This is a genomic window from Pontibacter sp. BAB1700 (assembly GCF_000277005.1).
GTDB lineage: Bacteria > Bacteroidota > Bacteroidia > Cytophagales > Hymenobacteraceae > Pontibacter > Pontibacter lucknowensis.
In genome coordinates this window covers 39,427-58,952 of record NZ_AKIS01000036.1, presented here as the reverse complement: position 1 = coordinate 58,952, position 19,526 = coordinate 39,427, and the positions used below count along the sequence as shown (strand labels likewise).

At 51.5% G+C, this 19,526-nt stretch carries 12 protein-coding genes and 2 pseudogenes; 1 reads left to right on the top strand and 13 read right to left on the bottom strand.

The genetic code is table 11. The features are described from left to right. Window positions 1–465: 465 nt before the first annotated feature. The 13 genes and pseudogenes from O71_RS05065 to O71_RS05015 form a co-directional block, all read right to left on the bottom strand. A complete protein-coding gene (locus tag O71_RS05065; RefSeq protein ID WP_007653936.1) occupies window positions 466–1,764 on the bottom strand; it encodes a sugar MFS transporter in 1,299 nt (432 codons plus the stop codon). A gap of 125 nt (window positions 1,765–1,889) precedes the next feature. Then, complete coding sequence (locus O71_RS05060; protein WP_237717714.1) at window positions 1,890–4,193, bottom strand: glycoside hydrolase family 20 protein; 2,304 nt, start codon at window positions 4,191–4,193, stop codon at window positions 1,890–1,892. 418 nt (window positions 4,194–4,611) lie between these two features. After that, complete coding sequence (locus O71_RS05055; protein WP_369750884.1) at window positions 4,612–6,057, bottom strand: PIG-L family deacetylase; 1,446 nt, start codon at window positions 6,055–6,057, stop codon at window positions 4,612–4,614. Then, complete coding sequence (locus O71_RS27070; protein ID WP_369750883.1) at window positions 6,006–6,530, bottom strand: 6-phosphogluconolactonase; 525 nt, start codon at window positions 6,528–6,530, stop codon at window positions 6,006–6,008. The genes O71_RS05055 and O71_RS27070 overlap by 52 nt, the downstream gene beginning before the upstream one ends. Before the next feature lie 41 nt (window positions 6,531–6,571). Continuing rightward, window positions 6,572–7,825, bottom strand: coding sequence for an ROK family transcriptional regulator (locus O71_RS05050; protein ID WP_007653932.1), 1,254 nt, complete (start codon window positions 7,823–7,825; stop codon window positions 6,572–6,574). Window positions 7,826–8,145: 320 nt separating this feature from the next. After that, on the bottom strand, window positions 8,146–8,820 hold the full coding sequence (locus tag O71_RS21435; RefSeq protein ID WP_051017705.1) for an SH3 domain-containing C40 family peptidase: 675 nt from the start codon (window positions 8,818–8,820) through the stop codon (window positions 8,146–8,148). Then, complete coding sequence (locus O71_RS24540; protein WP_051017704.1) at window positions 8,799–9,182, bottom strand: SH3 domain-containing protein; 384 nt, start codon at window positions 9,180–9,182, stop codon at window positions 8,799–8,801. The genes O71_RS21435 and O71_RS24540 overlap by 22 nt, the downstream gene beginning before the upstream one ends. Before the next feature lie 253 nt (window positions 9,183–9,435). Then, the gene (locus tag O71_RS05040) at window positions 9,436–10,695 is read right to left on the bottom strand and encodes a DUF819 domain-containing protein (protein WP_007653930.1); all 1,260 of its coding nucleotides are present in this window, start codon (window positions 10,693–10,695) and stop codon (window positions 9,436–9,438) included. Between the two features lie 96 nt (window positions 10,696–10,791). After that, entirely contained in the window at window positions 10,792–11,859 is a 1,068-nt protein-coding gene (locus O71_RS05035; RefSeq protein ID WP_007653928.1) for an aminotransferase class I/II-fold pyridoxal phosphate-dependent enzyme, read from the bottom strand. Beyond that, window positions 11,859–12,877: pseudogene (locus O71_RS05030) on the bottom strand (dipeptide epimerase). The gene O71_RS05035 and the pseudogene O71_RS05030 overlap by 1 nt, the downstream one beginning before the upstream one ends. A gap of 264 nt (window positions 12,878–13,141) precedes the next feature. Continuing rightward, on the bottom strand, window positions 13,142–14,491 hold the full coding sequence (locus O71_RS05025) for a D-alanyl-D-alanine carboxypeptidase/D-alanyl-D-alanine-endopeptidase (protein ID WP_040573681.1): 1,350 nt from the start codon (window positions 14,489–14,491) through the stop codon (window positions 13,142–13,144). Window positions 14,492–14,505: 14 nt separating this feature from the next. Beyond that, window positions 14,506–15,039, bottom strand: coding sequence for a hypothetical protein (locus O71_RS05020; RefSeq protein WP_155800534.1), 534 nt, complete (start codon window positions 15,037–15,039; stop codon window positions 14,506–14,508). 81 nt (window positions 15,040–15,120) lie between these two features. After that, window positions 15,121–16,035: an N-acetylmuramoyl-L-alanine amidase gene (locus O71_RS05015; RefSeq protein WP_007653923.1), complete on the bottom strand. Its 915-nt coding sequence runs from the start codon at window positions 16,033–16,035 to the stop codon at window positions 15,121–15,123. A 950-nt stretch (window positions 16,036–16,985) separates the two neighbouring features. Between O71_RS05015 and O71_RS05010 the strand changes: the two are divergent. Then, window positions 16,986–19,421, top strand: a pseudogene (locus O71_RS05010) (glycoside hydrolase family 3 N-terminal domain-containing protein); the annotation flags it as partial. Window positions 19,422–19,526: the final 105 nt, after the last annotated feature.

Below are 19,526 nucleotides of genomic sequence, written 5' to 3'. Positions count from 1 at the left end.
TATGTATTCACCTGAATACCTTGTCATGCCTGTGTCTGTATTTAGTGCAATTGTTTTAAAAACTAAACTATCCATAGCTTCCGTCCTATAAAATTAATTTCTGCAGCTTTGGGTGTTTCGCCTCAACTAAGCTGCAGCCACCTGCGTACTACTCCAAGTGCCAAACTCCTGGTACTGTAAACTTGAGAAGCCATGCTGAACAGACTATATGGGGTGCTGCTGCTGACCCTACTCATCCTCGCCTTATTCAGCTCCTGTGACGATAACAAGGCGCAGGCTGCAGATGCAACTACTGCAACAACAACTGTAGCTGCAGAATCAACAATCTTGCCAAATACTATATAGTAAAACGATATCTCGGCTATACCTGCAGATATTAAGCATCGCAGCAGATTGCCTATCCCTTATAAACAGCGACAGGAGCCTCTTTCGGGGCTCCTGTCGCTGTTTATGAGGTTCTGAAAGTTATCTTGTTCTGATCTTATGTCCGGCTATTGCATAGTACAGGATGAACAGGTAGCAAGGCACCATGATCCAGTAAGCCTGCTGTGAGTTGATGATATCGGCAAGGGCACCGTATACCAGCGGCAGAATAGCTCCACCGGCTATACCCATTACCAGCAGCGAAGAGGCGGCTTTGGTAAAGCGGCCCAGGTCAGCCAGCGCCAGCGGCCAGATAGCTGGCCACATAAGGGAGTTTGCCAGACCAAGCAGGGCAATGAAACCAACAGAAACGTAACCTGACGTGAAGATAGCTCCCAGCGAGAACACCACACCCAGGATGGCGCAGAACTTCAGGGCATTCTCCTGCTTGATATACTTTGGAATGGCAATGATACCGATGATGTAACCGACTACCATCGCAACCATGGTCGCACTGGCAAAGTACTGTGCCGTGGTAAGCGCAATGTCATAAGAGACGCCGTAGCTGATAATCGAGTCAACGGCAATTACCTCCACACCCACATACAGGAAGAGTGAGAATACGCCCAACAACAGGTGCGGAAAAGCAAACACGCTCTTCTTGCCGGTGTTGGCAGCTGCTACTGTTTCATCTTCCGCATCGGTGTCTATTTCGGGGAGGCTGGAGCGGTAGATCCAGTACCCGAGTATCAGCAGCACCACCACAATACCTATGTAAGGCGGGATCACCTGTAGCGCCATTTCATTCAAAGCAGCCTCACGAGCGGCGTCCGTCATACCTAGCACCTCTGACTTCAGCTTATCTGCATCTTCCAGGTTCAGGAAAAAGCCCAGGATAATCGGAGCAGCTGCACCAGCCATTTTGTTACAAATACCCATGATGCTAATGCGCTTGGCAGCACTTTCGGCCGGACCAAGAATCGTAATGTAAGGGTTGGAAGCCGTCTGCAGGATCGCCAGACCGCAGCCAATGATGAACAGGCCGGCCAGGAACATCAGGTAGATGCGGGTCATGGCGGCAGGTATAAACAGGGCCGCCCCAACCGCCATCACGACCAAAGCCACCGACATACCATTCTTAAAACCAAACTTCGTCAGCACTCTGGTAGACAGCGGCGCCATGACCAGGTAAGCGATGTAGAAAGCAAAAGTCACGAAGAAAGACTGGAACTTGGTAAGTTCACAGGCAATCTCCAGGTAGGGAATCAGCAGGGAGTTCAGCCAGGTAACGAAGCCGAAGATAAAGAACAGCGCACCGATGATGATGATCGAGCGCATGTACCCACCAGAAGCATTCTCCTGCCCGGTTTTGCTGTTTGTGGAAGGGGCTACTTTAGTCATGATAAAAGTTTAGATATAGGTAAGGTGCAAAACTGTTTCCGGAGATTAAGCCCGGGAATAAGGGTACAATATAAAATTTATCTCGTTTATATCAGGTGTTATAACCTTTAAATTTGAACTACAGATTACTCCACCACGATCTCGTCGAGCATCAGCCAGGTTTTCTGTCCGGCTGAAGGGTACTTGTCAGGGCTTACACCCACACTTCTGACCTTCACCTTCACAAAGCGGGCACGGGTAAGTGGCAGCGTGGCAGCTACTTCGTGAGTCGTGATGCCCTCTGCACCCAGTGGGTTTGGATCGTCGATCGTGTCTACGGTCACATATCGGATGCCATCCACTGACAGCGCATACTCTACCTGCACCGGCAGGAAGATGCGATAGCCGATGTTTTGCATAAAGTTGGTGCTTATCCTTTTGATCGGCTGCTCTTTCCCCAGGTCGATGATCGCCTCCACGTCCGTGTCCAGGAAGCCGATCCAGTGACCGTCATACTGGTCGGTCGAACCCTTCAGGCCGTCCACCAATTTTGCTTTCTTAGCGAAGTTCTGATGAGCTGGCGTAGTGAGTGTGATGTTTTTGTTAAAGCCTTTGTGCGCCTCAAACGTACGGGTACTCACCTTGCCCACCAGCTTGCCATTCACAAAAGAACCGGCTTTGATAGTTGAGGTTCTGTTGAGCGAGAACGGTCCTTTGTATACCTGTGATCGGGTGTTTGGCTCCGATCCGTCCAGGGTATAGTGGATGGTCACATCAGCCGCATCCGTATCGAAGGTCACGGTGGCCCGGTTGCTTGTCGAGTCTACCTGCAAGTGCTGGTTCACATTGAAGGCGCTGCGGGCGTAGTTGACTCCCAACGCATCGTAACGCTTGTACTGCTGGGTCATGCGGTTCTGGAAACTTTTCCAGTCTTTCAGTTTCGCAGGTGTCCATAGCACTTCGCTGAGGGCAGCAATGCGTGGGAACACCATGTACTCTAAGTGCTCTTCCGTGGACACGTATTCGGTCCACATGTTGGCTTGCGCGCCCAGTATGTACTTTTTCTCCTCGGCAGACAGTTCGCTTGGCGTTGGATCATAGGCGTATACCTTGGAGAGCGGGTTATATCCATGTATAGTGGTTGGTTCGAGGTCACGCTCGCCCTGGTAGTAGTCAAAGTAAAGAGGCGTACCCGGCGACATCACGACGTAGTGCTTTTCTTTAGCGGCAGCTATACCTCCTTTGGTGCCGCGCCACGACATCACGTAAGCGTTCGGTGCCAGACCACCTTCCAGAATCTCGTCCCAGCCGATGATGGTGCGGCCGTTCTTGTTGGCAAACTTCTCCATGCGCTGCACAAAATAGCTCTGCAGCTCGTGCTCATCTTTCAGGCCTTCGTCCTTAATGCGCTTCTGGCATTTCGGACATACTTTCCAGCGGGTCTTCGGAGCTTCGTCTCCACCTACATGAATCACTTTGCTCGGGAAGAGCTCCATCACTTCCGTGAGCACATCTTCCAGAAACGCAAACGTCTGCTCGTTACCAGCACAGAAAATATCAGGAAAAATCCCCCACTTCGATTCTACTTTGTGCGGACCTCCGGTACACGAAAGCTCCGGATAAGCAGCCAGCGCCGCCAGTGCATGACCTGGCATTTCGATTTCTGGTACTACGTTGATAAAGCGGTCCTGCGCATACTTCACCACCTCTTTGATCTGTTCCTGGGTATAATAGCCACCATGGCGGCGCTTGCGGTAAGTTTGTGGCAGGTCCCAGTAGTGGCCGATCAGGGTGCTGTCGCGCCAGGCGCCAACTTCGGTTAGTTTCGGGTGCTTTTTGATCTCGATGCGCCAGCCCTGGTCATCGGTCAGGTGCCAGTGAAAGCTGTTCAGTTTGTGCATAGCCAGGTAGTCGATGTACTGCTTCACAAACTCCACCGGGAAGAAATGGCGGGTCACATCCAGGTGCATGCCGCGCCAGGTATAGCGGGGCTTGTCCACGATCTGGAGCGCAGGTATAAGCGCCGACTCAGATGTCTTCTGAGCTGGCAGGAGTTGACGCACAGTCTGCATACCCAGAAAAGCACCATGTGCCTCCTTTGCAGCCAGTGTTATACGACCCTGTGCTACGTTCAAGGTATAGCCCTCCGCACCCAGTGTGTCGTTCTCTGTCTTCAGCGTCAGATGAATCAGGTTCGTTTCTTTTTTCTTCGGCTTCTTCTGGATCACTTCCGGCTTGTGGCCGATGGCGGCTTCGATGTGCTGGGCCAAAAACTCGCCTACACGCAGCAGATCCTCATTTTTGGGGTCTACATATACCTTGGTGGAGGGCTGCACCAGGAAGCCTCCTTTCTGAGTGGTCAGTTTCACAGGCTGCGGTATCAGCGATAGCGACTCAGGCTTTACCTGCGCCTGCGAAAGCGTAGCTATACCTGCCGTGCAGAAAAACAAAAGCAAAAGGGTAAGAAAACTTTTCCTGATAATCATGTCAGAAATGCGTGTTATAATGGTGTTGGTAATGCTTAATTGTAATGCAATGGCTGTTTGAATTTTCCTGATCCGACTTCATCCGGCATTGGGAGAAGAGACATTAGCTTGGTTTCGAAACTGATAAGCACCAGTCCTTTTCAGGAAAAAAAATCAAAATCCAGCTTCATTCTCTGAAGATGCATGGTTGAGCAATAAGGCATATTTCCAAAAAATCAAGCCTATGCAACTTGCAAACAAGATCCCTACAGGATGAAAAAATTAGAAAGAGGCAGCCCCTTGTTATAGTAAAGTCGGAAGCAGCTACTCTCGTCCGGATGATAAAAAAACAGCTAAAACAAAGCTAAGCAATTTGCTTCGTTTTAGCTGTCATTGTTCTAAACTAGAATTTCCATTTCACGAAGGCTTCCATGGCTTCGTAGTTGGCAAGGCCCAGGTCGTCGTAGCTCTTGGCAGTTTCGCGGTTGCGCTCTTCGGCACGTACCCAGAACTCGCGGGCATCGTCTCCCGGGAACACCGGACGGTCCTTTTGAGACTGGTGCTTGAAGATGGCATTGCGCTTGCGTTCCACTTCCTGCGGCGACAGCGGCACGGCCATCTCGATCTCGTGGGTAGCGAACTCATGCCAGGCGCCGCGGTACATCCACAGCCAGCAGTCTTTGGCCCAGTCCTCTGTTTCGCGCAGGCGGGCAAGGGCGGCCAGCACAATATTGAAGCAGACAATGTGCGTACCATGCGGATCGGCAAAGTCGCCGGCGGCAAACACCTGGTGTGGTTTCACCTGCTGCAGCAATTCCATGGTCAGTTCCACGTCAATATCTGTCACCGGCTTCTTCACGGTTTTACCTGTTTCATAAAACGGCAGCGCCATGAAGTGGATATGGTCATCATCCAGACCAGCATAACGAGCGCCGGCAATGGCCTCACTCTTCCGGATAAAGCCTTTTACATCACGGATCTCCTGCGTATCGAGCTGGTTCGGCTGCTTGTTTTCAATAAAGCCGCGCATGTCTTCGTAAATGTTTTCCAGGTGATCCGTTTCCTGGCCGATGCTCTTGTTGAAGTCGATGGCAAACTCCATGTAGCGCAGCACATCGTCGTCCCACACGGCGGTGTTACCAGAAGTCTGATAAGCCACGTGCACGTCGTGCCCCTGGTCTACCAATCGGATAAACGTACCGCCCATGGAGATTACGTCATCATCCGGGTGTGGCGAGAAGATCACGACACGCTTGCGGGCAGGCTCGGCACGCTCCGGACGGCGCTTGTCGTCAGCGTTCGGCTTACCACCCGGCCAGCCAGTGATGGTGCTTTGCAGCTTGTTGAAGATATCGATGTTGATCTCGTATGCAGTGCCTTTCTCGGTGATCAACTGCGCCATGCCGTGGTTGTTGTAATCCTCCTCGGTCAGCTTCAGGATCGGCTTTTTCACTGTCTGTGACAGCCAGATTACCGCCTTTTTTATCAGGGCATCATCCCAAACGCAGTCTTTCACCAGCCATGGCGTGTTGAAGCGAGTCAGATCCGAAGCGGCGTCCATATCCAGCACAAACTCCACATTGTCAGACAGCTGCAGGTAGGTAGCCGGCACGTCGCTTGACATCTCGCCTTCCACGGCTTTCTTGATGATCGGCGCTTTCTTTCCGCTCCAGGCCATCAGGATGATCTCGCGGGCTTTGAAGATGGTACCGATGCCCATGGTGATGGCTTTGCGCGGCACGTTCTCCTTGCCACCAAAGTCACGGGAAGCATCGCGACGGGTCAGGTCGTCGAGCGTCACCAGGCGTGTACCTGAGTTTGGCGCAGAACCCGGCTCGTTGAAACCGATGTGACCTGTACGGCTATACCCAACAGCTGCAGATCCAGTCCGCCTACGGCTTCGATCTTGCGCTCGTACTCCAGGCAGTAGTCATGGATTCTTTCCTGCGGCAGGGTGCCATCCGGTATGTGTACATTGTTTTTGTTGATGTCAATGTGGTCGAAGAGGTTCTCATTCATGAACGTCACATAGCTCTGCACCGCAGTCGGCTGCATCGGGTAGTACTCGTCCAGGTTGAAGGTGATCACATTGCGGAAACTCAGACCTTCTTCGCGGTGCAGGCGCACCAGTTCGGCGTATACCTTCACCGGCGTGGCACCAGTGGCCAGACCGAGCACAGCCTTCTCGTTGCGCCCCTGCTTGTATCGGATCAACTCCGCAATACGCTGAGCCACTTTTACGGAAGCGACATATTCATCGGAGTAAACAGTAACCGGAAGCTTCTCAAATCGGGTTTCTTCCAGAAGATTTAATCGTGCCATTTTATTTGTGCTATAATGTGATGTTGTGTTTCGTTGTTCTGTTATTTAGTTGATTCAATGCGGTGATCAAAAATTCGCTCCATCACCGTGGCCACCGGCCCCAGTATACCTGCCTGTGCCCCCAATTTGGAGAGTGCAATTTCAGTGCGTTCGCGCAGCTGCGTCATGCAGTACGTGTTGATCGATTGCTGTATCGGTGTGGTGAGGTACTGCCTCGCTTCGGCCATTTTGCCACCAATGATGATCAGTTCCGGGTTAAACAGCTGGATCAGCATGGCAATGCCTTTGCCCAGGTTGCGGCCTGTTTCGGCCAATATGTTGATGGCGTATTGGTCCCCTTCGTGTGCAGCCTGGATGATGGCCTGCGGTTCAATTTTCCCCGGTTCGTGGTCAGACAGCGCTTTAAGCAAAGTATCCTGCCCCGCCTGAAGCCCTTCGCGGGCCATGCGTGCCAGCGCACTTCCCGAGGCCACCGTTTCCAGACACCCCCGCTTGCCGCAGTGGCACAGCACGCCATTGTCAATGAATGGGATGTGGCCGAACTCGCCCGCAAAACCGGAGGTGCCTACACGCAGCTTGCCGTCCATGATGATGCCCAGACCGATACCCCAGTCCAGTGTGAGCACCAGCACATCGCGTTTGCTCTGCGCAGCCCCAAAGCGGTACTCCGCCAAAGTGATGCTTTTTACGTCGTTTTGGATGTAAACCGGCTTGCTGAACTTGAGGGCCAGCAGATCCTGCAACGGCGTTTTGTTCTGCCCCGTGAGCAAATAGGTATAGCTGTCACCTTCACGTGACGACACAAGTCCCGGCATGCTCAAGCCTATGCCCATCAGTCTATCTGTGTCTATACCTGCCGAGAGCACCAGGCTGTTGGCATGCTGGTACAACTCCTCAATAGCACTGAGATCTTTTGAGAGATTTAGTGGAAAGGTATGGATACCGGTGATGTTGTTATTATTCCCATCGAAAATGGCCATGCGGGTGCTGAACTTTTCCATTTCAATGCTCAGCACGAAAAGAGAATTATTGCGCAGTCCATACAGCTCCGGCTTTCGCCCACCTACTGATTCGCCACGCCCCTGCTTCTCCACCAGCCCTTCAGCCATCAATTCGTTTAGCAAAGCCATGGAGGTCGGTGAACTGATATTGAAGCGGTTACAGATATCAGCGTTAGAGCGAGCGCCCTTTACATACAAGTGCCGCACGATCTTGATCTTCTGCAGATGCTTTTTCCGTTCCACGTGGTTCAGCTTCTCCAGATATCCTTCTTCCAGTGCCAGGAATGCGCTCATGCTATCAGTTTTGGTGTTATAATATAAAGTACGAGGATTAAGAGATTATATCCAAAAACTTTTATTAAATTTTTATTAAAGTATAAGCCAATCAAATAAAAAATAATTTAACAGCATACATTCATATCAATTTTTATCAAAACTAGATGTATTGCTAAGGGTTAAAACATCTCTTACCTATGTTGAATCCATATCCTGAGACAGTCCTCCCCCATCCGCATACAGGAGCCTCACAACACTGTGAAACCCTCACTACTCAGCAGCTACAAAAAAAGGCAGTAGCTCTCGCTACTGCCTTTCCACTAACCTCTTGCTATACCTTATTCATACAGCGGCTTCTGACGCAAATCTACCAGCGTTGCTTCCGGGGATATGCGCTTGGCACGCAGGAAGCGGGCCAGTTCGGAGGCATCATGGTTTTCAGCTGACGGATTCATGCTGTTGATACGCACACGTCCGGCGGAGTGAATGAATTCCTGATTCCCACCAATCCACATACCTACGTGCACCACACGCTCCGGCTTACCATCTTTGGCAGGTACGCCAAAAAACAACAGGTCACCCGGACGCAATTCGTCCCAACCCTTGTCAGTAGGCACCAACTCTCCAATGTGAATTTGCTGCGAAGCATCACGGGGCAATACCAGGCCGTTCATAAAGAAGATGGTTTTGGTAAAGCCGCTGCAGTCCATCCCTTTCACGGAAGTGCCGCCCCAAAGGTATGGCATACCCAACATTTCTTTGCTGGAAGCCACCAGGTTCTCCTCAGTCGGTTTACGGGTGGCTACCCACTCCTTGAAGTCCATGGCTTCGGCAGCAGACACAAATCCGGTTCGGCCATCCGGGAAAGCCACTTCATAGAAATCTTTCGTTTTGTTCTTCAACACCATCACGTCGCCATACACCATATCCGATACAATCGTAGCGTTCTTGTCTCCCGTGGCGTGCGCAAAACCATAGGTTTTGGTGTAAATCAGCTTTTTGCCTGTTGCCACTTGTTAAAGGCGGTCTGATCCATCAGGGCTACGCCACCGTAATCTACCCAGGCCAGGTACTGGTCAGGCGTCTGCACCAGGTACCAGCCGTTTTGCTTTTTCCATACCTTGAGCGGCGTGCCCATTGTTGCCTGTGTGGCTAGTTCGGCTGAGTGCTTTGGCTGTGAGCGCAGGTTGGCAACCGAGATCGTTACGATAGCTTGGTGCTTACCTTCCAGTTCTGCTTCCGGCAGCACCTGTATACTGTCTACGAACGACACATTGGCCGCCTGCAGACGCTTGAGCAGATCCGCTTTGGCTTCCGGCATGTTGGTTTCGCCACGTAGCACGTTGCCATTAGGCTCCACATCAAACAGCGCCACACGCTTATCAGGGCGAACTGCTGACGCACTGCATCAATGTGCACCTTTGCAGGAGAAACAGCGATAGCAGCGCTTGCGGTAGTTGCAGTTTCAGATGTCGTGGTTTGTGTGCCCGCACAGGCCGAAAGCACCAGTGGGAGCAACAACGCAAAAAGACTCTTTCTAATCATAGTATAGGTTTTAAAATGTGGGCAGGCGCCAGGGCCTGACAACAGCATTACATACTGAACATTAATACATTAACAATAATTCGCTACTCCGCCACGAGCTGCATGAGTATACCTGAGATATAAGCCCCATAGGTACCCACGGCATAACCCAATATAGAAAGCAGTACTCCAACAGGAGCCAGCGCCGGATGGAAGGCCGCCGCCACAATAGGAGCCGAAGCCGCACCTCCTACATTCGCCTGACTACCTACAGCCAGGAAGAAGAACGGCGCCTTTATCAGCTTACCCACAATGAACAGCAGCAACATGTGCATCGAGATCCAGATAATGCCCACCAGGAAAAGTCCCGGCTGACTCACGATGGCCGTCACATCCATCTGCATACCGATAGTCGCCACCAGAATGTATAGGAATATACTGGCAACACGCGAAGCACCCGCCCCTTCCAGATTACGGGCTTTGGTAGTAGACAAAAGCATCCCGAACGTAGTGGCCAGCACCACAAGCCAGAAGAAGCCGGATGTCAAGCTGAAACGAGCCAACTCTGGTGCATTCGCCTCAATCCAGGGAGCGATAATATCCGCAAAGAAGTGCGCGAGCCCCGTCAGACCAAATCCTATACCTGCTATCAGCATCAGATCAGGCATGGAAGGCACCCGCATGATACTCTTGCGGTATTGCTCAATCTTATTCTTCAGGTTAGTTACAGCCGAACTGTCGGCCTTAAAGAAAGCGTCTATCTTTTCTGATCTTCCTGATCCGTACAGCAATACTGCCATCCAGATGTTCGCCACGATCACATCTACGGCAATCACGGCAGAGAACAGGTTCGGGCTAGGCTGGAAGATCTCGTACATTGCCAATTGGTTGGCACCACCGCCAATCCAGCTGCCTGCAATGGTCGTCAGTCCGCGCCACACAGCGTCAGGCCCCGCTCCTCCCACTACATCGGGTGCAAAAGTGGAGACAATCAGAATCGCCAATGGACCACCGATCACAATGCCGACGGTACCGGTAATGAACATGAGTCCCGCTTTGTGGCGCAGCTTCCATATCTCTTTCAGGTCGAGGCTGATGGTAAAGAGCACCAAACTCGCTGGCAACAAGTAGCGCGACGCCATCCCGTACAGGGCTGAGGTTTCTCCGGAGATGATGTTCAGGGAGTTCAGCAAACTCGGAATAAGGTAACACAGCAAGAGTGAGGGCACCACCGAGTAAAATTTCTTGAAGACAGTGCGTTCGCTGGATGATGTCTTAAATATGATCGCTAATATGACGACGAGAATGCCCAGCACAACGGCATCGTTGGTGATCAGAGGTGCTGCGGCGTTAGTTTCTTCCATGAAGTGGTGTAGTAGTCGTAAATAAATTTCTTTTTGTTAAAGTAGCTGCTCTTACTGGTTCTAAACATAGCACATGGCCCTGCTAACCAAGCAACATCATACCTGAGCAAACTGATTAATCAACCCCGTTAATCGTTGTATATCCTCCTCCCGATGCGCGCTGCTCAGGATCACCCGCGTGATCGGATCATCAGCTGGTGTCGGATACCGGAAGCTGGAGATGATCACTCCCTGCTCCTGCAGGTATGCCGCCATGCGATGGTCATGCACCCCGAATACCGGGTATCTTTCAAAGTAACTGAATTGATCCGGTCGCTCCAAATGCTGCAGGAAAAGGACAATGTTTGAAAACAGCTTTTGACGCGCTTCCTTAAACAAGGACTCGCATCGCAAAAAGGCATACAGGTAGGCAGGTATGGCCGGAGATGCGCCACCGAAATAATGGCTGTGCCGCAGCTTATCCACCAGCTCTTTATCCCCTAGCACCACACCGGCAGGTATACCCAAGGCCTTCCCCATCGAACTCGCCACCACCAGTTGCACATTAGCCTGCAGACGGGCTTTCAGCTGCGCGAACACACCAGCTCCGTCCTCTCCCGTCACTCCAAATCCATGCGAATCGTCCACGATCAGCGTGATCTGCTTGTCTGTGGGCAAAGCACTTAGCCAGCTGAAACCGTGGTTGCGGGCTTTGAGCGAATCGAGGGAGTTGCAGACCAGGATAATGTGCTCGTACTTTGACTCCCTCACTTGCTCCAGCATAGGGCCTACCCAAGCATCGTAATCGCCCGTGACTTCGTCGGAAGTGCTGCGCCAGAGGGCCGGGTGCGTGTTGGGGGCGTAAATGAAGTGTCCGCTTCCCTGCAAAGTCTGCACCAGCGCCTGCCCGGCAAGATAGCCCGACGACATCGTGAAAGCAGCTTCGGCTCCGGTATACCTGGCCAGATACTCCTCCGCCTCCTCAAAAACCCGCAACTGTAGATTCGAGTTGCGAGAGCTGGAGTAGTTGGTACCGTAGCGGGCCATCCCTTCCAGCACGCAGTTCCTGAATTGCTCGTTCACAGGTATACCAAGGTAGGAGGTCCCGCTGAAAAACAGGAACTCCTCTCCGTCTACCACCAGGGTGCGGCCCGGCAGTTGGTTTGTGTATACCTTGTTGGCCATTATGCTATAAGAGCGGCGCCGGTACCGTTCACATTTTCGCTATAACTTACCTTGCCTTGCTCGATGGTCACGCCAGTGGCGATGTCTTTGCTCAGCAACAGGGCGCCGTCCATGTCCACGTAATCGAGCATCGGCAACAACTGCGCAATGGCCGATATACCCACGCTGGACTCAGTCATGCAGCCCACCATCACTTTCATACCCAGGCTCTTGGCCTCGGCAATCATACGACGGGCAGGCGTCAGTCCACCGCATTTCACCAGCTTGATGTTCACGCCATGGAACAGGCCGTGGCACTTGGATACGTCAGACTCAGTAATGCAGCTTTCGTCGGCGATCAGGGCAGTTCGGAGCGCTCGTATACCTGCTTCATGCCTTCCAGATCATCGGCCTTCATGGGCTGTTCGATGAACTGCACGCCTAGTTCCTTCAGCTGCTTTGAGTTCTCAATGGTTTCTTCCATACCCCAGGCGCAGTTGGCGTCCACACGGAAAATGGCGTCGGTGTGCTTGCGCAGTTCCTTGATGATGGCCACGTCTTCTTTCGTACCCAGCTTGATCTTGTAAAGCGGCCACGGCATTTCCTGCAGCTTCTTCACCATATTCTCCACTGTATCGATACCGATGGTGTAGTTGGTGAGCGGCATGTTCTTCGCCTCCAAGCCCCAGATCTTGTAGAGCGGCTGGCCCTTCATTTTGCCGAACAGGTCATTGGCAGCCAGGTCCAGTGCGCAGAGAGCAAAGGGATTGTCGGTCAGGTGTGGCTGCATTTGTGCCCAGAACTCCTCCGGCGAAGTCAGCTCCGTAGATTCGATTTGCTCGCGGATATTCTCCAGCGCTGCGGTCATGCTCTCGATGGTGAAGCCGTAGTACGGGTTGCTGGTCGCCTCACCGTAACCTTTGTGCTCACCGTGCTGCAGCTCCACGATCATGGTCGGCTGCACATCGCGTGAGTCGTAGGAAATGGTGAAGGTATGCCGTAGCGGCAGGTCAAAAGAGCGTATCGTTAGTTTCAACATAGTATTGGTTTGTTTGTGTGGTACAGGTTGTTAATTGTTGGTTGTTGTTTTTGTTAAAAAAGTCTCAATTGCCTTCGCTCGCGTCCCGCGAGTGTGAGCTATCAGGTGGACTATGCCGCTTTAATTTCTACGCATGGCGCGAGCGTCCTCGCTCGTGACGACTATTGCGGGGCCTCTGGCCCCATTTTATTCAAAGCGGCCAGAGGCCCCTCTATAATAAACACGAGCGAGGACGCTCGCGCTATAAAGGACTTCCTATTTATACTAATACTTCTCGTGCACCTCCGTCATAATCCGCTCCATGGCGTTTCGTATTTCAGATGAAGATGTTTTAAAGTTGTTATTCATAAAGCTGTACATCAACAGTTTGCCGCTCTTCGTGATGATATAACCGCTTTGGTTGTGTACGTGCGAGAGCGTGCCGGATTTGCCAAACACGAAAGGCACTTCTGCTTTGTAGATGTTCCGGAACGTGCCTGGTCTGCCTCCGACGGCCAGCATAGGCAGCAACTTTTCTCTTGGACGCTCAGCATGCAGTTTCTGCAACAGCGCAATGATGCTTCGTGGCGTGAACATGTTCATGGAAGACAGGCCTGATCCATCAATCCATACCGGCGCATCCTGCAAATCGGACAAGTAAGTTTTCACCGCATACTTGATAGCCCGCTCCACCGACAGGGTATCCGAAAAAGTACCGGAGCTCAGCATCATCAATTGCTCAGCCATCAGGTTATCGCTCACCTGCAGCATGCGCTTAAATACGGTATCGGCGGGCAAACCGTACAAGATCTGGCCACCAGCAGGTATAGGACGCTTTACCAGTTTTACAGGGCGTTTCAGGGTGTCCGCCAGTAGCTGCACCGTCAATTCAGGCGAGGTAATGAAAGGCACTTCCTGTGAAAAGGCAATGGCAGCACGCTTCGGGTTGTAGGCGATATCATTGGTACGCCATGCCCTGCGGAAGGTGTCGCGGTGGGCGTTTTTGGAGGTGTCAGGTTTAACGTGCTTCTGGAAAAAAGCCGGTGTGGTGGTATAGGCCGAGGTGCTGTCTTTTTTAAACTTCACGATGTTGCCGTGAATCGGGAAAGGGCTGCGCTCGGGCTGGTAATAGTAGTTGTAATCGTCCCAGCCCCAGTTGGTGGCGAAGGGCGTACTGGTCATGGGCGCTTCGATGTAGTAGAGTTTCTCTTTGCGGTTTTTCAGGAAATCGTAGGCGATGTTGTTCTGCAGGTCCATGTGCGTGTAGGTTGGATCGCCGGTACCCCAGAAAATCAAAGAGTCGCCTTTAGCTACATACTTGAGGGCAGGTATAGAATCGCCCAGCATTTTGGAGGCCGCATAAAACGTGAACAGCTTGGTGTTAGAGGCCGGCACAAAATACTTGTCGGCATTGTGCTCCACCACCGCCTTGCCCAGCTCCGGGTCGTACAGCACAAAGCCCACAAAGCTCTGTTGCAAGGCCGCCACCTCCATCACCTGCCGCTGAATCTCCGCTGGTCCATAAGGCGCAGGCATTTCCGCCACAGGTTTGGCTGCGCTACAGCCGAGCAGGTAGAGCAAGCTGAGACAAGGTATAAGGCGTAAGGTATAGCGGGTGAGTAGGGGTCTGGTCATGGGTGGTGTCTGGTTTATTTACACAGATTCTCTAAAGGGAGCTTTGCCATTATAATTCTGTCGGGAGCATACTTATTCGTATCCTCAAAATCCAGACAAAACTCAATAGTGTAGCCAAGTGTTTTATCAGCAAAAAGAGAGGTTCCTCCATATGTCTCAAATTTATCCGGGTCCAGATTAAGCGTGAATAAATACTCAAGTTCTCTATGGACCTTAGGCAGATCATCGGCTGAAACGTAAAAACCGAAGCCTCCTGATGGCATCTCTCCGCCTAGTAACTTATCAATAATTTTGGGCTCTCTTGAGTAGTAATTGATAGCAAGTGTGCCTATAGAAGAGTCAGAAATGCTTTCCGGGGAAGTGATCGCAATTGGAATTAATTCTATTGCCCCATCCTGATCAGTACCTGATACTAATAGCAGATAGTCTTTCCCGTCTTCTCGATAAAGAAAGCAATCGCCAAACTGATAATCGCCAGCAAAGTCTCTGTACGAAACCTGAACATTGCCACTACTCTCCTCAAATTCTGATAGACTTTTTCGGGACATGCAACTAGTAGTTAAGCTTAGTATTAGGATTAAGAGCAAGTATCTGTTCATCTTTTGTCAGGCGGTTATCCCCTCCCCAATTTACAAATACTTCTGATACAGGTTATACAGAATCAGCTTCTCGTCCTCAGTTAGTGGGCTGTTTACATCATTCTGGATAAAGTGAATCTTGAAGGCACGTACGGCAGCTTCGGGATTGCGCACGTCATAGCCGATGATGCGCAGGGCGTCGAGTGGGTTGAAGTGCTCGGGCAGCGTATACTTTGGTACCGTCTCCATCACCAGCAAAGGACTTTGATCGCCTTCACCACCTACAGGAACTTCGCGCAACACTTGTTCTTTCTCCAGCACATCTTCGTCAAACCATAGTCCAAAGCCGTTGTCGGCCAATGTCTTCCAAGGGAATAGCGGACTCGGGTCTACCTTACGCACCGGGGCGATGTCGGCGTGACCGATGAAGTTTTCGGCAGGTATACTGTGCTCTTTTTTGAGCTTGCCCAGCACGGCGATCAGGCTGTTGATCATCTCCTCCGGGAAGGGTTCAGAGCCGTTGTTATCAAGCTCTATACCTATCGAAGACGAGTTAAGGTCGGTATTGCTGCCCCACCTGCTGTTGCCGCCATGCCAGGCACGCATGTGGTCGTGTAACATCTGGTATACCTTGCCATCACGACCGATCACATAGTGCGAACTCACCTTTGTAGAAGGCATCGTGAAAGTTTTCAGGGTATGCTCCGTGGAGTTCTGCGCCGTATGGTGGATGATCACGAAATTCGGCTTGCGCAGGTTAAAGTTTGTGGTGCCTACCCAGTAGTCTCCCTGCGGATAGGTATGCTCGCCGGCCGGTGCCGCAGGTATAGCTCGCAGCGACTTAGCGTAAGCTTTGGCCTGCTTTTTATAGGACTTATTAGTTGCGGCGTAAGGGTTTGTGGCGCAGCTTGCCAGTAGGCCGCAGCCTAGTATCAGACTCAGTGCTTGCGTTAAAATGCGTTTCATGTTGTGTTTACTTGTTCAGTAAATGTATAAAATCAATTTGGCTATACCTGTCGGTGCTGTTTATACCTATTCATACCGCCAGTTTAGCAAAGCGTAACTTGTGGTAGCACATAGGGCCAGTTTATAGCTGGCGTAGCGGCGGCTGTAGGTATAGCGACTTGTGTTGTTTCATTGCTTCGCCTGTGCGGCGGGCACTCACTTTTTGTCTTGACACAAAAATCGAGGCCCCCTACCCCCAGTAAGCAAAAAAGTCAAGACGCTCCAAATCGAGGGCCCCTTCCCCCACTCGCTGAACGCTCTCGAAAGGGGGTCCCCTTCACCCCCAACAGTGGAGCGTCAAAAAGTGCACCTGGCTAATGCTGACTGTTTCATTGCTCAAGTGCGAGTTACCTTTTCAATGCGTACCTGAGGTCTATAATAGAAACTACAGCGCTTTTAAATTCCACAACTGCAATACCCAAAGTCCCCCTTAGAAGGGGGCAGGGGGATGACAATCGTGCACAAATTCCATTCGAGCGCACAGAGGTTTCCCTCTCGAGAGGGGCAAGACTGTGTTAATTATGCACCTCCATCATACCCAAGCCCATACCTATAGGTATACCCGCCGCAACATCGTATATTTGACAATAATCCTTTGCTTGACGCCTCTAATATTGCTTTTATTTGCAGGAATTTAAAAAATTACCGCAAATAAAAATACATATACCTGAAAACTGTTAAATTGCAGTATATCTGATATTACAAAAACCTATATCACCTTGAAACCATCCTATTACTTCTCGTTGGCCTTTGTTCTGGTGCTGATTTTCGGCACAAACAACCTGCAAGGCCAGACCAACAAAGCAAAAACAAGCAAGGCTGCCGCTAAGAAAGCAACTGCTACCAGCTATACACCGGGCCGTGATGCTGAATTCCTGCAGTACGTGAACAGCCGCTGGGTTGACTCTGTCATGAAAACCCTAACACCCGAAGAGCGCATCGCTCAACTGATCTCGATTCCGGTGTACTCCAACAAGAACCAGGCGCACATCGACTCGATCAGCAACATCGTGAAGACCTATAAAGTTGGCGGCATGATCTTCTTCCAGGGAGGTCCGGTGCGTCAGGCTAAAATGACCAACCGCTACCAGCAGGAAAGCAAGGTGCCGTTGATGATATCCATTGACGGTGAGTGGGGTTTGGCCATGCGCCTTGACAGCACCATCCGTTTCCCATACCAAATGGCTTTGGGCGGCATCGACAACGAGCGCCTGATCTATGAGATGGGTGCCGAGATCGCCCGTCAGTGCCAGCGACTGGGCGTGCACGTGAACTTTGCGCCTACTGTTGATATTAACAATAACGCCAACAACCCCGTGATTGGCTTCCGCTCTTTCGGAGAAGAGAAGCATAATGTAGCCAGCAAGTCACTGGCTTACATGAAAGGCATGCAGGACAACCGCGTGCTGGCCAGTGCAAAGCACTTCCCAGGCCACGGTGACACCAATGTCGATTCGCACTACGGTCTACCGCTGATCAACTTCTCCCGCATCCGTCTCGACTCGATCGAGCTGCACCCATTCCGTGCCCTTATGGACAAAGGACTGGGTAGCGTGATGGTCGCGCACATGAACATCCCGGTGCTGGATAACACGCCAAACCTGGCCTCTACCCTGTCGAAGCCGATCGTGACGGACTTGCTCAAGAATGAGCTCAATTACAACGGACTGGTGTTTACTGATGCCCTCAACATGCAGGGTGTAGCCAAGTTCTATCCTCCGGGAGTTGTAGATGTGAAAGCTCTGATAGCTGGCAACGACGTGATGCTGAACACGATGGATGTGAAAACAACCATTCAGGAAGTAAAAAAGGCCATTGCCAACAAAGAAATCACGCAAGATGAGATTGACTTCCGCGTGCGCAAAGTGCTTGCCGCCAAACAATGGGTGGGCCTCGACAAGTGGAAACCGATCGAGACGAAGAACCTGATCGCTGACCTTAACAACCCGCATGCGCAATACCTGAACCGTCAGCTGACTGAAGCGTCGCTTACGCTGTTGCGCAACAAGAACCACATCCTGCCGATCCAGACGCTGGACACCTTAAAGGTAGCGGCACTGGCTATTGGCACGAAGAAAGAAACTGCTTTCCAGCGCGACCTTGCCCGCTATACCCAAGTGGACACCTTCTTCCTGCAGCCAACCAACTCTATCGAAGAACTGTTGGCTATGAAGGAGAAGCTGAAAGACTACGACCTGATCATCGCGGGTGTACACTCGCTTCAACTGAAGGCGGGCAGTAGCAATTTCGGTATCACCGCCGAGATGAACCTGTTCCTGAAAGAACTTATCCGTAACAAGAAAACCATCGTGAGCGTGTTTGGCAACGTTTACAGCCTCGCCGAAATGGAGAGTCTCGACAAAGCCGACGCCGTGATTGCCGCTTACCAGGAAAATGCCACCACGCAGGACCTTGTTTCACAGCTGATATTTGGAGGTATAGGCGCTACAGGCAAACTGCCGGTTACAGTGAGCAATGCCTTCAAGATCGACGACGGTTTGCTGACCAGAGGCGGCTGGCGTATGGCTTACTCCATGCCGGAGGCCGTAGGTCTAAAGTCACAGGACCTGGCAGGTATAGACTCGCTTGTGCATCAGGCTATCCGTGAAGAGGCTGCCCCAGGTGCCCAGGTACTCGTGGCCAAAGACGGCAAAGTGATCTATCACAAAGCTTTCGGATACCATACCTACGACAAGGAGCAACCGGTTCGTGTTGACGATATCTACGATCTTGCATCTGTGACTAAGATCAGTACCTCCATGGCCGCGCTGATGCGCCTGAAAGGAGAAGGCCGCTTCGACGAAAACCAAACACTGGGCACTTACCTGCCAATGGCTGCCGGCACGAACAAAGCCGACCTGAACTACCGCGACATCCTCACGCACCAAGCCCGCCTGAAGTCCTGGATTCCGTTCTGGAAAGAGACCGTGAGGAAAAACGGTAACTTCAAGTGGCGTACGTTTAAGGCGGATTCTACAAGAAGATTCCCCATCAAGGTAGCCAACAACCTGTACATCCACCGCAAGTACGCCGAAAAGATTTACAAGGAGATCATGGAGTCGCCGCTAAACGAAAAACCAGGCTATGTATACAGCGACCTCTCGTTTATCCTGGCTCCGAAAGTAGTAGAGAACATCACAGGCGTGGGCTTTGAGACATACCTGCAGAACATGATCTACAAGCCGATCGGTGCGACAACTTTGACCTTCAACCCATACAAACATTATCCGGCCTCCCGTGTAGTACCAACCGAGTTTGAGCCGCACTTCCGCAAGCAGCTTCTGCATGCCACTGTGCACGACGAAGGCGCTGCCATGCTGGGCGGTGTGAGTGGTCACGCTGGTCTGTTCGGTAACTCCAACGACGTAGCTAAGCTGATGCATTTATACCTGAACGACGGCCTGTATGCCAACAAGCGCTACATCGGCGAGAACGTGGTGAAGGAGTATAGC

Coding starts and splice junctions, on each gene's coding strand:
- O71_RS05065 (WP_007653936.1), bottom strand. CDS start 1,764: ATGACTAAAGTAGCCCCTTCCACAAACAGCAAAACCGGGCAGGAGAAT.
- O71_RS05040 (WP_007653930.1), bottom strand. CDS start 10,695: ATGGAAGAAACTAACGCCGCAGCACCTCTGATCACCAACGATGCCGTT.
- O71_RS05020 (WP_155800534.1), bottom strand. CDS start 15,039: ATGTCCCGAAAAAGTCTATCAGAATTTGAGGAGAGTAGTGGCAATGTT.
- O71_RS05050 (WP_007653932.1), bottom strand. CDS start 7,825: ATGAGCGCATTCCTGGCACTGGAAGAAGGATATCTGGAGAAGCTGAAC.
- O71_RS05015 (WP_007653923.1), bottom strand. CDS start 16,035: ATGAAACGCATTTTAACGCAAGCACTGAGTCTGATACTAGGCTGCGGC.
- O71_RS05025 (WP_040573681.1), bottom strand. CDS start 14,491: ATGACCAGACCCCTACTCACCCGCTATACCTTACGCCTTATACCTTGT.
- O71_RS05035 (WP_007653928.1), bottom strand. CDS start 11,859: ATGGCCAACAAGGTATACACAAACCAACTGCCGGGCCGCACCCTGGTG.
- O71_RS27070 (WP_369750883.1), bottom strand. CDS start 6,530: ATGGCACGATTAAATCTTCTGGAAGAAACCCGATTTGAGAAGCTTCCG.